The 14123-nt window shown below is 71.3% G+C and carries 11 protein-coding genes and 1 pseudogene; 7 read left to right on the plus strand and 5 right to left on the minus strand.

Annotation, left to right across the window (positions count from 1 at the left end):
* Positions 1-148: 148 nt before the first annotated feature.
* Together ACFYWM_RS24235 and ACFYWM_RS24240 are read left to right on the plus strand one after the other, a co-directional pair.
* The gene (locus ACFYWM_RS24235; protein WP_389917711.1) at positions 149-2866 is read left to right on the plus strand and encodes a CocE/NonD family hydrolase; all 2718 of its coding nucleotides are present in this window, start codon (positions 149-151) and stop codon (positions 2864-2866) included.
* The gene (locus ACFYWM_RS24240; RefSeq protein WP_389917712.1) at positions 2863-3840 is read left to right on the plus strand and encodes an ABC transporter permease; all 978 of its coding nucleotides are present in this window, start codon (positions 2863-2865) and stop codon (positions 3838-3840) included. Before ACFYWM_RS24235 ends, ACFYWM_RS24240 begins: the two co-directional genes overlap by 4 nt.
* 128 nt (positions 3841-3968) lie before the next feature.
* Here the strand turns inward: ACFYWM_RS24240 and ACFYWM_RS24245 are convergent, their stop codons facing one another.
* The gene (locus ACFYWM_RS24245) at positions 3969-4136 is read right to left on the minus strand and encodes a hypothetical protein (protein ID WP_389917728.1); all 168 of its coding nucleotides are present in this window, start codon (positions 4134-4136) and stop codon (positions 3969-3971) included.
* 257 nt (positions 4137-4393) lie between these two features.
* Here ACFYWM_RS24245 and ACFYWM_RS24250 point away from each other — a divergent pair, with 257 nt between their 5' ends.
* The gene (locus ACFYWM_RS24250; protein ID WP_389917713.1) at positions 4394-6502 is read left to right on the plus strand and encodes an ATP-binding protein; all 2109 of its coding nucleotides are present in this window, start codon (positions 4394-4396) and stop codon (positions 6500-6502) included.
* A 96-nt stretch (positions 6503-6598) separates the two neighbouring features.
* Here the strand turns inward: ACFYWM_RS24250 and ACFYWM_RS24255 are convergent, their stop codons facing one another.
* Together ACFYWM_RS24255 and ACFYWM_RS24260 are read right to left on the minus strand one after the other, a co-directional pair.
* Positions 6599-7570 carry a 4-epi-cubebol synthase gene (locus ACFYWM_RS24255; protein ID WP_389917714.1) on the minus strand — a complete coding sequence of 324 codons (972 nt, stop codon included), beginning with the start codon at positions 7568-7570 and terminating at the stop codon, positions 6599-6601.
* A 71-nt stretch (positions 7571-7641) separates the two neighbouring features.
* Positions 7642-8034: an ankyrin repeat domain-containing protein gene (locus ACFYWM_RS24260; protein ID WP_389917715.1), complete on the minus strand. Its 393-nt coding sequence runs from the start codon at positions 8032-8034 to the stop codon at positions 7642-7644.
* 102 nt (positions 8035-8136) lie between these two features.
* Between ACFYWM_RS24260 and ACFYWM_RS24265 the strand changes: the two genes are divergently transcribed.
* Positions 8137-9045 (plus strand): proteasome assembly chaperone family protein, encoded by a 909-nt coding sequence (locus ACFYWM_RS24265; protein ID WP_389917716.1) that lies wholly within the window; start codon positions 8137-8139, stop codon positions 9043-9045.
* Positions 9038-10132, plus strand: a complete 1095-nt coding sequence (locus ACFYWM_RS24270; RefSeq protein WP_389917717.1) for a Gfo/Idh/MocA family oxidoreductase — start codon at positions 9038-9040, stop codon at positions 10130-10132. Before ACFYWM_RS24265 ends, ACFYWM_RS24270 begins: the two co-directional genes overlap by 8 nt.
* Before the next feature lie 30 nt (positions 10133-10162).
* Here the strand turns inward: ACFYWM_RS24270 and ACFYWM_RS24275 are convergent, their stop codons facing one another.
* Positions 10163-10960, minus strand: a complete 798-nt coding sequence (locus tag ACFYWM_RS24275) for a tyrosine-protein phosphatase (RefSeq protein WP_389917718.1) — start codon at positions 10958-10960, stop codon at positions 10163-10165.
* A 160-nt stretch (positions 10961-11120) separates the two neighbouring features.
* On the opposite strand from ACFYWM_RS24275, the gene ACFYWM_RS24280 reads away from it, so the two are divergent.
* A complete protein-coding gene (locus ACFYWM_RS24280) occupies positions 11121-11993 on the plus strand; it encodes a hypothetical protein (protein ID WP_389917719.1) in 873 nt (290 codons plus the stop codon).
* Positions 11994-12208: 215 nt separating this feature from the next.
* Here ACFYWM_RS24280 and ACFYWM_RS24285 read toward each other — a convergent pair whose 3' ends face one another.
* Positions 12209-13486, minus strand: coding sequence for an RNA-guided endonuclease InsQ/TnpB family protein (locus tag ACFYWM_RS24285; RefSeq protein WP_389917720.1), 1278 nt, complete (start codon positions 13484-13486; stop codon positions 12209-12211).
* Positions 13487-13509: 23 nt separating this feature from the next.
* Here ACFYWM_RS24285 and tnpA point away from each other — a divergent pair.
* A pseudogene (tnpA, locus tag ACFYWM_RS24290) lies at positions 13510-13842 on the plus strand (IS200/IS605 family transposase); the annotation flags it as partial.
* Between the last annotated feature and the right edge of the window lie 281 nt (positions 13843-14123).

A 14123-nucleotide genomic window follows, 5' to 3' on the forward strand; every position in this document is an offset into this window, starting at 1 on the left:
TCCGCCACGGGGGCCGGCCCGCGCGTGAACGGCGGCCGACCGGCGGCTGACCAGCGCTTTAACCGCGCCTCACCGGCGTTCCAAGCGGCGGGAACCCTCCTGAGAACGGTCTCAGGAGGCTCTCAGCTCAAGTCAGTAGGCTCTCGTCATGCAACGTGGGGGAAAACGGACCGTCTGGATCGCCGCGGTCGCCGTGCTGGTCGTCGGTGTCGCGGCCTGGCTGGTGTGGCCGTCCGAGCCGGACGTACGGGCCCAAAACCAGATGATCACGGTGGTCGACGGGCCGGACGACGACCAGCGGGTCACGCTGGACACGAGCTTCTTCCCCCCGGCCGGAGGCGGCAGGGCCCCCGCGGTGCTCCTCGCGCACGGCTTCGGCGGCAGCAAGCAGAGCGTCAGGGACGCCGCCGTACGGCTGGCTCAGGACGGTTACGCCGTGCTGACCTGGTCCGCGCGGGGCTTCGGCCGCTCCTCGGGGCAGATCGCGCTGAACTCCCCCGACTACGAGGTCAAGGACGTGCGCCAGCTCGTCGACTGGGTCGCCAGGCGGCCCGAGGTCCGCCTCGACGCGGCGGGCGACCCCCGGGTGGGCGTCGCGGGCGGCTCCTACGGCGGGGCCATCGCGCTGATGGCCGCCGCCCACGACCCCAGGATCGACGCGATCGCCCCGCAGATCACCTGGTACGACCTGGCCGACGCGCTGTTCCCGAACGCCACCGGGCAGGGCCCGGAGAGCGGGGTGTTCAAGCGCATGTGGGCCGGGCTGTTCTTCAGCCGCGGCGGTCCCGCGCCGGGCGCGGCCGGCCTGGCCGCCCTCGGGAGAGGCGCGGAGGGCACCGAGGGCGAGGACGGCGAGGAGGGCGGAACCGGGGCGCCGCCCGCCCAGCCCCGGCCGCTCACCGCCGAAGAGGTCCGGTGCGGCCGGTTCCTGCCGGAGATCTGTGACATGTACCAGAAGGTCGCGGAGAGCGGCCGGGCGACGGCGGACGCGGTGGAGACGCTGCGCAGGTCCAGCCCGATCTCGGTGCCCGGCAAAATCAAGGTGCCGACGCTGCTGCTCCAGGGACAGCGCGACTCGCTGTTCACCCTGGGCCAGGCGGACGCCAACGCCAGGGCGATCGCCGCCACCGGCGCCCCGGTGGAGGTCGCCTGGTTCGACGGCGGCCACGACGGCGGCAACGGCGAGGTCGACTGGCTGCACGACAGGACGCTCGGCTGGTTCGACCGCCACCTGAAGGGGGACGGGGAGGCCGGGCCGGCGGGCGGCTTCACCGTCACCCGCGACGGCGGGCGCGACCCCGGCACCCGGCGCCCGGTCCAGCTGCACGCCGTCGCCGGCGGCTACCCGGGGCTGTCCGGCACCGGCCAGACCTCCGTACCGCTCAGCGGGCCCGGCCAGCGGGTGGCCAACCCGCCCGGCGGGTCCCCCTCCTCGATCTCCGCCGTCCCCGGCTTCGGCGGCCTCGGCGGGAACGCCACCGCGAACCTGTCGATCGACATGGCGGGCCAGAGCGCCACCTTCGACTCCGCCCCGCTGACGGCCCCGCTCCAGGTCACCGGCAGTTCGACCGTACGGGTGCGGGTGACGCCCGAACCGGCCGGTTCCTCCGCGGCGGGCGACGCCGCGCCGGGTGACACCGCGGACACCGGCTCGGACACCGCCTCGGACACCGGCGGGCCAGAGGCGGAGGCCGCCGGGACGCGTGCGGCGGCGGCAAGCGAGGTGACGCTGTTCGCCAAGCTCTACGACGTCGCGGGCGCGACGCAGGCGCCGATCCTGCCCGAGGGGCTCGTCGCCCCGGTCAGGATCGCGATCCCCGAGGGCGGCTCCGGCGAGGCCACCGTGACCCTGCCGGCCATCGACCACAGGTTCGAGGTCGGGCACCGGCTGCGCGTCGCGTTCACCACCACCGACCTGGGCTACAGCACCCCCGCCGCCCCGGCCGTCCACACGGTCGCCCTGGCCTCACCGGCCGTGAGCGTGCCCACCTACGCGACCCTGCGCACCCCCTCGACCGGCCCGGCCTGGTGGATCTGGGCGCTGCCGCTGGCCTCCCTCGCCGTCGCGGCGGCCCTGCTGCTCGCCGGGCGCCGCCGCGCCGCCGACGAGCACGACCCGGAGCTGGACTCCGTACCGCTGCGGATCCACGGCCTGACCAAGGCGTACCGCAACGGCGAGCTCGCGGTGAACGACCTGTCGTTCACCGTCGAGCACGGCCAGGTGCTCGGCCTGCTCGGCCCCAACGGGGCGGGCAAGACCACCACCCTGCGCATGCTGATGGGCCTGATCAAACCCGACGGCGGCGAGGTGCGGATCTTCGGGCACCGGGTGGTGCCCGGCGCGCCGGTCCTGTCCCGGCTCGGCTCGTTCGTCGAGGGGCCGGGCTTCCTGCCGCACCTCAACGGCCACGACAACCTGGAGCTGTACTGGAAGGCGACCGGCCGGCCCGTCGAGGACGCCAGGTTCGCCGAGGCCCTGGAGATCGCCGGTCTCGGCAAGGCCCTGGACCGCGCCGTCCGCACCTACTCGCAGGGCATGCGCCAGCGCCTGGCCATCGCGCAGGCCATGCTCGGCCTGCCCGACCTGCTCGTCCTGGACGAGCCCACCAACGGTCTCGACCCGCCCCAGATCCGCGAGATGCGCGAGGTCCTGATCCGCTACGCCAGAGGGGGCCGTACGGTCATCGTCTCCAGCCACCTGCTCGCCGAGGTGGAGCAGACCTGCAGTCACGTGGTGGTCATGCACCGCGGGCGCCTCGTCACGGCCGGGACCGTGGCCGAGCTGCTGAGCAGCCGCACCCCGGTCAACGGCTCCGGCACCCGCCTGGAAGACGTCTTCCTGGACCTGATCGGAGAGAAGGCGTGAGCGACAGCGACATCAACGGCGCCCGTGGCACCATGACCGGCGCGACGGGCGACGGCCCCGCGCGAAGCGGCCGCGTCCCGGAGCACGGAACCCCCGAGCGCGAAACCCCCGGGAGCGGGGTTCCGGAGAACGGGTCGGCGCGCGGGTACGCGCCGGGACGCACGCTGCCGCTCTCCGTGGAGATCGTCCGGCAGTTCAAGCGGCGCCGCACGCTGGTGATGTTCGGCCTGCTGCTCGCGCTGCCGTGGATCCTGGTGATCGCCTTCAAGGTCGGCGCCGGGTCCGGGCAGCCCGGCACCACGCTGCGCATCTCCGACCTGGCCACCGAGGGCGGGCTGAACTTCGCGGCGTTCGCCCTGTCGGTGTCGGCGAGCTTCCTGCTGGTCGTCGCGGTGGCGCTGTTCTGCGGCGACACCGTGGCCAGCGAGGCCAGCTGGTCGTCGCTGCGCTACCTGCTGGCCGCCCCGATCCCGCGCGACCGCCTGCTGCGGCAGAAGCTGGTCGTCGCGATGGGCTACTCGGCGGCGGCGGTGATCTGCCTGCCGGTGATGGCCCTGCTGGCCGGGACCCTCGCCTTCGGCTGGAACGACGTCCGGGTGCCGGGGACCGGTGAGACGATCGCCGCCCTGGACGTGCTGCCCCGGTTCGGGGTGGTGATCGGCTACGCCCTGGTCAGCCAGTTCGTGGTCGCGGCCCTGGCCTTCCTGCTCTCCGTCAGCACCGACTCCCCGCTGGGGGCGGTCGGCGGGGCGGTCGGCCTGGTGATCATCAGCAACATCCTGCAGGCGGTCGAGGCGCTCGGCGGGCTCAGGGAGTTTCTCCCGACGTTCTGGAACACCGCGTGGCTGGACGCCCTGGCCCCGCAGCCGGAGTACGACGGCATGCTCAAGGGGGTGGCCGTCTCCGTCACCTACTCGGCGATCCTGGTCGCGTTCGCCTTCCGCCGCTTCCGCGGCAAGGACGTGGTCTCCTAGCGGACGCCCACCGGCGGGGCCCTCGTCAGGGGGCTCCGCCGGAGAAGCGGGGTCCTCACCGGAGGCTCCGCCGGAGGGACGCGGCTCACGGCCGGTCACCTCGACCGGGCGTCACCCCCCGTAGGGCGTCACCCCCAGTGGGGAGGGCGGTCCTCCAGCAGGCGGGCGTCGTCGTCGGCCTCGCGCCACTCGCTCCAGCCGAGGTCGGTGTCGTCGGCGGTCTGGTCGGGCAGGATCGGCAGCCCGTCGTCGGCGAGATCGACGGGACGCAGGTCATCGGGTTCGCGCACTGTCACGCGCCCCATGCTAGCCACCGTCGCGGCCCGCGCCCCCCCGTCCGGGCCGAAGACCGCCCCGGCCACGGGAGGGGACCCGTCGCCGCGAGAGCCCGTACCCCTCCCCGGAGAGCCCAGCGGAAAGCCCGGCGAAAGCCCGGCGGAAAGCCCGGTTTCCCCGTGGAAAGCGGGCTTCCGTGCCCCGCGGACCTCGGGGACAGGCGAGAGCCCAGACGGTACGATGCGGTGGCAGGTTTCAGCTACCCCCGTGAGGCGCCATGACAACGCCAGCAGGATGGCGGCGAGACGGCAATCTGCCCAACGAGCTGACCAGCTTCGTGGGGCGCACCAGGTTGCTCACCACACTCCGGCAGCGGCTGGGCGAGCACCGCCTGGTCACGGTGACCGGCATCGGGGGCGTCGGCAAGTCCCGCACCGCCCTGCGGATCGCCCACCAGATGCGGGGCGACTTCAAGGACGGCGTCTGGTTCGCCGACCTGGCCCGCCTCCAGGACTCGGGGATGGTCCGCCACACGATCACCTCGGCCCTCGGGATCGCCGACCAGTCCGCCCGCTCGGCGGACGAGACGCTGGTCGAATGGCTGGGCGACCGCGAGATCCTCCTGATCATCGACACGTGCGAGCACCTGGTCGACGCGTGCGGCGCCCTCTTCGAGGACCTGCTCGGCACCGCCAGGGGGCTCACCATCCTGGCGACCAGCCGCCAGTCGCTGAACGCCAAGGGCGAGCACACGGTCACCATCCCGCCGCTCGCCGTCCCCGGCGACTCCCCGGGCGAGGACGTCTTCAGCAACGAGGCCGTGCAGCTCTTCGTCGCGCGGGCGAGCGCGGTGGTGCCCAACTTCATGCTGGACGAGAACAACATCGGCCCGGTGGCCGAGCTCTGCCGCCGCCTCGACGGCATCCCGCTCGCCATCGAGCTGGCCGCGGTCCGGATGCGCGCCCTGTCGGTGGAGCAGATCCTCGGCCTGCTGGCCGACCGGTTCAGCCTGCTCGCGGGGGCCAGCCGCACGGCGCTGCCCAGGCACCAGACGCTGCGGGCCGCGATCGGGTGGAGCCACGAGCTGTGCGAGCCGGCCGAGCGGCTGCTGTGGGCGCGGCTGTCGGTCTTCGCCGGTGACTTCGAGCTCGACGCCGCCCGCTACGTCTGCTCGGGCGACACCCTCCTGTCCGAGGACATCATGGAGCTCATCTCCAGCCTGGTGGAGAAGTCGATCCTGCTGAGCGACGGCACGCCCTCGGGGCACCGCTACCGGCTGATCGACACCCTGCGGCAGTACGGCGAGGAGTGGCTCGACAAGCTCGGCGAGACCGCCGTGATCCGGGAGAAGCACCGCGACTACTACCTGCAGCTGGCCAAGCGGAGCGAGGACGCCTGGTCCGGCGCCCGCCAGGTCTACTGGTACGTCAGGATGCGCCACGAGCACGACAACATCCGCGTCGCGCTCGACCACTGCCTGCGCACCCCCGGCGAGGTGCAGGCAGGGCTGAAGCTGCTCTCCTCCCTGTGGTTCATGTGGGTGGCCTGCGGGCTGGCCCGCGAGGGCAGGCTCTACCTGGAGAAGACCCTGGAGCTGGCCCGCCAGCCGAGCGCCGACCGGTGCAAGGCGCTGTGGGTGCTGTCCTATATCAACAGCGCGCAGGGGAACATCGCCGGCGCCATCGAGGCCGCGGAGCAGTGCAGCTCCGACGCCGTCAGGGTCGGCGACTCGGGCGCGGTCATCCTGGCCACCAAGATGCTCGGCACGGCCGCGTTCCTGCAGAACGACCTGCAGAAGGCGAGCGCGCTGCTGGGGGTGGCGATCGAGTTCCACAAGAGCGGCCGCGAGCTCAACCCGGGCCTGCTGCCCTCGATCGTCGAGCTGTCCATGGTGCTGCTCATCCAGAACGAGCCGGCCGAGGCCGAGGTGCTGCTGCGCGACTGCATCGCGGTCTGCACCCAGCGCGGCGAGCTGTGGCTGCGCTCGTACGCCATCTACGCGCTCGCCAGCGTGTACCAGGCGATGGGCCGCTCCCCCGAGGCGATGTCGAACGCGCGCGAGGCGCTGCGGCTCAAGCGCTACTTCCACGACGTGCTCGGCATCGGCCTGGCGATCGAGGTGGTGGCCAAGCAGGCGCTGGAGGAGGGGCAGGCGGCGCTCGCGGCCCGGCTGATGGGCGGCGGCCAGGCCAACTGGCGGACCTTCGGGATGCCGCAGCTGGGCTCCCCGTTCTTCAACTCCGAGCACGACCGCTGCGTCAAGGAGTGCAAGCGCGTCCTCGGCGAGGAGGCCCACGACAGGGCCTTCGCGCAGGGCAGGAAGCTGAACCTGGAGGAGCTGATCGTCCTCGCGCTCGGAGACCACGAGGACGGCCAGGTCGTGTAGGGGTGGGTCGTGCCGCGGAGGGCCGCGGGAGGCTTCGGGGTTTCGGGGGTTCCGGCGGGCTTCGGGGTTCCGGCGGGCTTTGGAGGGCTTCGGTGCCTACCGCTGCCACGCGGTCGTGTAGCGGGAGCTGGTCAGCGAGTAGTCGACGCTGCCGCTGATCCAGAACTCCAGGCCGCGTACGTAGGCCAGCACCGCCTCGGAGCCGAGCGCCTCCAGCGAGGGGCGCAGCGCCACCATGTCGGCGATGGCCCGGTTGCGCATGGCGCCGATCGCCTCCATCGCCTGCTGCCGCGAGTAGCCCCGGTGCCTGGCGAGCACGCTCACCAGGTTGTTGCGCGAGTTGGCGCCGTCGCTCTCCTTGGCGTAGGAGATGATGTCGTTGTCCCAGACGACGACGTCGTTGGCGCTCTCGGTGATCGCCTTGACGTCGGGGTGGCGCCACTCCTCGGGCGTGAGGCCGTGCCCGCTGGCGACGTCGATGAGCGCGAAGACGGTGAGCATGGCGCCGGTGCGCCGCCGCATGAAGATGTAGTCGTCCACCTTCGGCACGACGTCGGCCTCGCGGTTGGCCGCCTCCCACACCTGGGCGAAGAGATAGTCCTTGGTGACGGTGCGCCAGCGGTCGAGCTGGTCGTCGTCGCCGTACGTGGCGATCCTGGTCTTGATCTCCAGGAGTGCCCCGGCGAAGACGTCGTCGACCTCCTGCCCGGCCTCCAGGTCGTCGAGGACGGTGAACAGCCGGGGCAGGGCGCGGGTTATCTCGCCGGCGCCGCGGCCCGATTCGCAGAAGGCGTCGTCGAAGGCGAACAGCCACACGCACCAGTCGGTCGCCAGGCGGAGCGTGTGGTGTTCGGCATAGGGATACGTGCGGGCCCCCAGCCAGCCGTACTTGGCCTGGCGGTAACGCTCGACGGTCTCGGCGTCCTTCAGGATGCCCCGGTCGACGAGCCAGTCGAGAGTCTCGGTGTTGACCCTCTCGACATGGGGGTTGACCTCACTGGGGAAGGGACAGGGTAACGGGGGGATGCGGAGAGACAGGCCTGACCTACGCTTAGTAGTAGTTCCCACTCCCCAAGGATGGCCGAAGGACGCCCGTTTTCCTATACGTCAGGAAACACGTGGATATCGCGGTTTCTCACTTACTGCCCGAACCATTCCAGGTATTCGTGCTGACCGAACATGCGGGCGGCGTCCGCCGCGGAGGGGGTCCCGGCGTGCGGATCGGCCCCGGCCTCCAGAAGTGCCCTGATCACGTCGGGTTCCTTCTTGAAGACGGCGCCCGCCAGCGGCGTCTGCCCGCGGTCGTTGGCCCGGCCGGGGTCGGCCCCCAACCCGGTTAGCGCCCGGACCGTATCCGCGTGGCCGTGGTAGGCGGCGAGCATCAGCAGGGTGTCGCCCCTGTCGTTGGTGAGGTCGACCGGAACCCCGGCTCCGACGTAGGCTCGGAGCCGCTCCGTCTCGCCGGTCCTCGCCAGGTTGAACAGACGGGTCGCGAACTCCTCAAGCTCAGGGTCAGACTGCATGCGACCCATTGTGCCCCGGTAGGGTGCCGTGTGATCGCCGAGGGTAGGCGGAATTCAGCGGCCCCCCCGAGGGTTGAGCTGAAGAGACGACCGACGAAAGGCTGGAAAACGGTGTTCGACCCGACGGATCTCTACCGGCTCAGCGGAGACGTCCCTGAGCTGACCGATCCGGTGCTGCTCTACCACTTCGACGGGTTCGTGGACGCGGGCGGCGCCGGACGGCTAGCCATCGCCCACCTGCTCGACGAGCTGGAGCACCGGGTCGTGGCGACCTTTGACGTCGACCGTCTGCTGGACTATCGCTCCCGGCGGCCCACCATGACCTTCGACACCGACCACTGGGCGGATCTGGAGAGCCCCGAGCTCTCGCTGCACCTCGTCCACGACACCACGGGCATCCCGTTCCTGCTGCTCAGCGGCCCCGAGCCCGACCGGGAGTGGGAGCTGTTCACCGCCGCCGTCGGCACGCTGGTCACCCGGCTGAACGTGGGCAGGCTGGTGACCACCCACGGCATCCCGATGGCCGTCCCGCACACCCGCCCGCTGGGCGTCACCGGCCACGCCAGCCGCCCCGAGCTGGTCGCCGGCCAGACCAGCGCCTTCGGCAAGGTCCAGGTGCCCGGCAGCGTGGCCTCGCTGATCGAGTTCAGGCTCGGCGCCAAGGGGCACGACGCCCTCGGCTACGCCGTGCACGTCCCGCACTACCTGGCCCAGGCCGAATACCCCTCGGCCGCGGTGGCCGCGCTGGAGGCGGTCACCAGGAGCACCGGGCTGGTGTTCCCGCTGGACGGCCTGCGCGAGGCCGCGGAGAAGACCGACGCCGAGATCGCCGAGCAGATCCAGGCCTCCCAGGAGCTGTCCACCGCCATCACCGGCCTGGAGCAGCAGTACGACGCGTTCGCGGCGGGCTCCGAGCGCGAGAGCCTGATGGCCGAGCCGTCGGAGATGCCGACCGGCGACGAGCTCGCCGCCCAGTTCGAGGCGTTCCTCGCCGAGCGCGACGAGCAGCGCGGTGACTGACCTGCGGACCGGGCCCCCGCACGACGGCCCGTACGACGACCTGCGCGTGGGCCTCGTCGGGTACGGCGTGGCGGGGGCGTTCTTCCACGCCCCGCTGATCTCCACGACGCCCGGCCTCACCCTGTCGGCGGTGGTGACCGGTGATCCGGAGCGGGCCGCCGAGGTGTCGGGGAAGTACGGCGCGCGGGTGGTCCGTGACCCCGCCGAGCTGTGGGACTCCGTCGACCTGGTCGTGATCGCCTCCCCCAACCGCACGCACGTCCCGCTGGCGGAGGCCGCGCTGAAGGCGGGCCTGCCGGTGGTGGTCGACAAGCCGCTGGCCGCGACCGCCGCCGAGGCGCGCGGCCTGGCGGAGCTGGCGCGCGACCTGGGCCTGATGCTGACCGTGTTCCAGAACCGGCGCTGGGACGGCGACTTCCTCACGATCGGGCGCCTGGTCGCGGCGGGCGAGCTGGGCGAGGTGACCCGATTCGAGTCGCGCTTCGAGCGCTGGCGGCCGGTGCCCAAGGGCGGCTGGCGCGAGACGGGCGGGACCGAGGAGGTCGCCGGGCTGCTGTACGACCTCGGCAGCCACCTGGTCGACCAGGCCCTGCGGCTGCTCGGCCCGGCCGTCGACGTCTACGCCGAGTCGGACGTGCGCCGCTCCGGGGTCAACGCCGACGACGACACCTTCATCGCCCTCTCCCACGCGGGCGGGGCCCGCTCGCACCTATGGGTCAGCGCGGTCACCCCCCGGCTGGGGCCCCGCCTGCGGGTGCTGGGCTCGCGGGCGGGTTACCTGAAGTACGGCCTGGACGTGCAGGAGGAGCAGCTGCGCGCCGGGCTCACCCCCGCCTCCCCCGGCTTCGGCGAGGAGCCGTCCGAGCGCTGGGGCACCCTCGGCGCGGACGACGGTTCCGGCGACGCGCGCGCCGTCCCCACGGAGCCCGGCGCCTACGCCGGCTTCTACCGGGCCGTGGTGGCCTCGCTGCGCGAGGGCGCCCCGCCGCCGGTCGCCCCGGAGGAGGTCGTCAAGGCCCTCACCGTGCTGGAGGCCGCCCGCCGCTCGGCCGCCGAACGCCGGGTCGTCGCGCTGGAGGACCACTGACCGAGCGGGCGGTCCCGCTCCGGAGAACCTCTAGTCGCGCAGGCGGGCGCGGAGGGTCCGGGAGTCGGCCTCGCTCCAGCCGTGCGAGGTGAGCCATTCCAGCGGGCCGCCGAACCGGTCGTCGAGGACGCCCAGGAACTGCTCGATGTACTCGGCTCTCGGGCGGTGGTCGTCGGGCGGGCGGGTGTCGAGGTCGTCGCGGTAGGTGGCGCTGGAGCGCAGCCGCGCCAGGATGTCGTCGATGCGGTCGGCCGTGGCGACGTAGTCGGCGACGATCGCCTCGCGGGTGGCACCTGCGACCTCCAACGCGAGGGCGCAGACGACACCGGTGCGGTCCTTGCCCGCCGCGCAGTGCACGATGGCGGCCCCGTCGTCGAGGGCCACGGCGCGCAGGGCGGCCAGGACCGAGTCGGGGCGGTCGCGAAGGTAGCCGTAGTAGAACCCGGTCACCCGGAGCTCGGCGAGATCCTCCTCGACCCGCTCCGTCCAGGGCAGCACCTTGTCACCCTCGATGGTGTCCGCCTCGACGTCGGTGAGGACGCCGCCCTCGGCGAACAGGGTGTGGTGGTGGATGCTCACCTCCGGCACCTCGGTGAGCGGCCCCGGCCCCTCCAGGCGCACCTCGGCGCCCGAGCGCAGGTCGACGACGTTGCGGAGTTTCAGGTCGGTGACGAGTTGCCGGACGTCTCGTCCGGTCAGCCCCTGCAGGTTGTCGGACCGGTAGATCCGGCCGAAGCGTGTGGTCCCGCCGTCCACCGTCGCGAGCCCGCCGAGGTCTCGGACGTTGGCGGCACCTTCAAGATCGATCCAACGCGTGAAGTCGTTCATCGCCCCCGAGTTTATACGCCGCTTTACGCGCGGGCAGTTAACGCCCGGTGCCGGTTTCCGTAATCCCCGATGTCCGCATATGTCATCCGTAAATGCGCCATAGCCCCGTCCATGGGAGACAGTGGAAGGACTCGTCTGTACCCCGTCGCGAGGAGGTCGCGTGGATCCGAGGAGACGCCCCCCGCACCTGCTGATAGATCCGGCCCTGCCCGAACCGGTCTCCTCGGTCCTCCGCGCCAGCCCGCCGGCGCTGCGCGCGGCCCGGCTGGGACAGGTCCCCCGCCGGGAGGGGCCCGACCCCGTCAAACTGATCGCGATCACCGGGCTCCTGCTGCTCATGGCGAGCCTGAGCGCCACGGGAGGCTTCATCGCCGCCCTCGCCCTGATCTCCTTCTCCGTACTGCGCGGCCTGAGCGACGACCCCGAGAGCCGCCGGGAGCGGCGGCGCGTCCGGCTGGCCATGGAGCACAGGGACCGGTTCATCCTGCCGGAGGACCTCGACGGCGACTGCGGTGACCTGCTGCGCCGCACGCAGGACGCCACGGAGACGGTTCTCGCCTCCGAGATCAACCGGGCGCGGCTGCTCGACACGATCGACAACGCGGTGACCCTGCCCGACCAGACCTGGCGGATCGCCGGGAAGCTGGTGCGGCTGTCCGAGATGAAGGCCGAGCACCACCGGCTCGTACCGGGCGCGCCCCCGCCCGAGGTGGCCGAGGCCTTCACCCCCTACGTCAAGGCCCTGGAGACCGCCGAGACCTCGCTCACCAGACGGGTCCGCGCGCTGGAGGAGTACGCCAGGCAGGTGCGCAAGGCCGACGGCGTCTACCGCGCCTACCAGCAGCTCCAGGTGCTCGCCGAGCGGACCCCGCAGTACGAGGCGCTGGTCGCCGAGACCGCGGAGGACGAGCTCGTCCTCCCCGGCCTGGAGCACCTGACCGAGCAGGCCCGGCAGGTCGAGAAGCTCTTCCACGAGAGCATCGACGAGGCACGCGACGCCGCCCGGCACCTGCTGACGGCCACCGAGTCCTGACCCTCGGCCCGACCCCCGACCCCCGGCACACGGCGTGTGCTCCTGTCCGTCCGCGCGACACGGGGTTCCGGAAGACGGGCCACTTCCGCCCGTACACTCTCAGCCGTTCGCGCGGCGCAGGAGTTCCAGGGTGCGGTTCCTCCCCGCCTGGTTGCCGAGGCTGCGTTGAACTCCTCCTCGGCTTGAGGGCCGGGGATTCTCCCGTCGCGTGGCGGTTAGGCGGCGCGCGGGGGTTGACGCTTCGCAGACCGGGCAGTCCCGAGGTCTCCACGTCCTGACACCGCAGTTCCTGCGGCGTTGCGAATGTTGATCGCGGCGTTGGTGTCGGCGTGGCCGCTCCACCCGCACGCGAGGTTGGCGCACGAAAACCTGGTGCCGTCACGGGAGGCCGGGTCGCGGTGCCCGCACCGGTGGCAGGTCTGCGACGTGCCTGGGGCGGGGACCTTCACCACCAGCCCGCCGCGATCCCGGGTTTTGTACTCCAGCAGGGTGAGCGTGCGGCCCCATGCCTCGCCGGTGATGGCGCGGTTCAGCCCTGCCTTCTGCCTCACGTTGCGGCCTGGGTGCTCGATCGTGCCCTTGGCGGAGCGGACCATGTTCGTGATTTTCAAATCCTCCACCACGATCACGCTGAAGGTGTCGGCGAGTTCGGTGGTGGTGTGGTGCTGCCAGTTGAGAGCTCGGCGCTTGGCTGTCGCGCGGAGCCTGGCTATCTGGTCATAGGTGCGCATCAGCCGATGAGAAGTCGGCTGTGTGGGAGTGTGGGCGGCGCGCTGGCGGGCGGATTTCTTCTCCAGGCGGCGCAGGTGTTCACGCTCACCGCCGGTAAGCCACGGGCCGTGTTCACGCACGGTCTCGTCCGACAACGCCAAGGCGACAGTGATCCCCCGGTCGATCCCCACGGCCGGACCGGGATGGGTGTCCATGACCGCGGCGGCCATGGTCTGGGTCCGGAACACGATCTGCCAGCCGAAGGTGCCCTTGATCAGCCGGGCTCCGGTGATCTTCCCAGCCGGGCCGCTCTTGGTGAGGCCAGGCAGGTCCTTGGTCCAGCGAAACCGCACCCGCCCGACCTTGGGCAGGTTGACCGCACCCCAGCGCCGATTGACCCGCTTGATCCGCAAGTCGCGGGCCTGGGGCACATCAACGGCCAGGCGGGATCGAAGCCGTGTCTTGAACGTCGGGCGTTGGGCGGGGTGATCGGGGTTGAAGAAGTTCGCCCACGCCTGCCGGTAGGTCTTCAACACCGCCTGAGCCGCCTGGGCGGGCAGTTGGCCCATCCAGTCGATCTCACACCGAGCCGCCCGGATCGCCTCGTCACACTCCTTCACCGTCGCGAGGCGGCCCTGGCGGAAGGTGACGTACTCGTGCAGCAGGTTCCACAATGCGCGGGCGGTGTGCGCCTGGCCGTCCAGCACCGCCGCCTGGGCCGCGCTCAACTCCAGGCGCGCTACATGCGCCCGCGTCTGCTTCACCTGCTTCGCCTTCCCCACACTCTGATCGTATCGTTTGGTTTATGTCACCGAGATGGGAATCGAACCCACATGTGAGAAAGGGACGGCACGTCGTCCACACCCTCCACGCTCATTTGGTTTTTGTCACCAAATATCGGCGGGGGGCTTTCACCGACCCGATGCTGGTCCGATGCGAACAGATCATGCGAGAGGTCTGCGCCGACTTTGAAGTCGAACTTTGCGAGTTCAACGGCGCCGACGACCACGTCCATCTGCTGGTCCACTATCCGCCCAAGGTCGCCTTGTCCAAGCTGGTCAACTCACTGAAGGGAGTTTCGGCTCGGATGCTGCGCAAGGAGTTCGGCACCCACGTTCACAAATACCTGTGGGGTGGTTGCGTCCACGGAGGTGGTGTACGAGTTTCCCTAGGTAGCAGGCGTGGCGCCGTGAAATGAGGACGGCCATCGCGTGATCCTTCGAGTGCGAAGTAACAAGATCGAAGGAGAAGAAAGCGATGGCCGCAAACAACAGTGTGGACCCCGCGACCTGGTTGGCGGAGCAGATCGAGCAGGGGGATCCGGATCTGTTGCGATCCATGGTGAAGACCATGGCCGAGACGTTGATGTCGGCCGAGGCCGATGGGGTATGCGGCGCCGAGTACGGCAGTCGCAGCAGC

The organism is Streptosporangium sp. NPDC002721 (genome assembly GCF_042888905.1).
Classification (GTDB): Bacteria; Actinomycetota; Actinomycetes; order Streptosporangiales; family Streptosporangiaceae; genus Streptosporangium.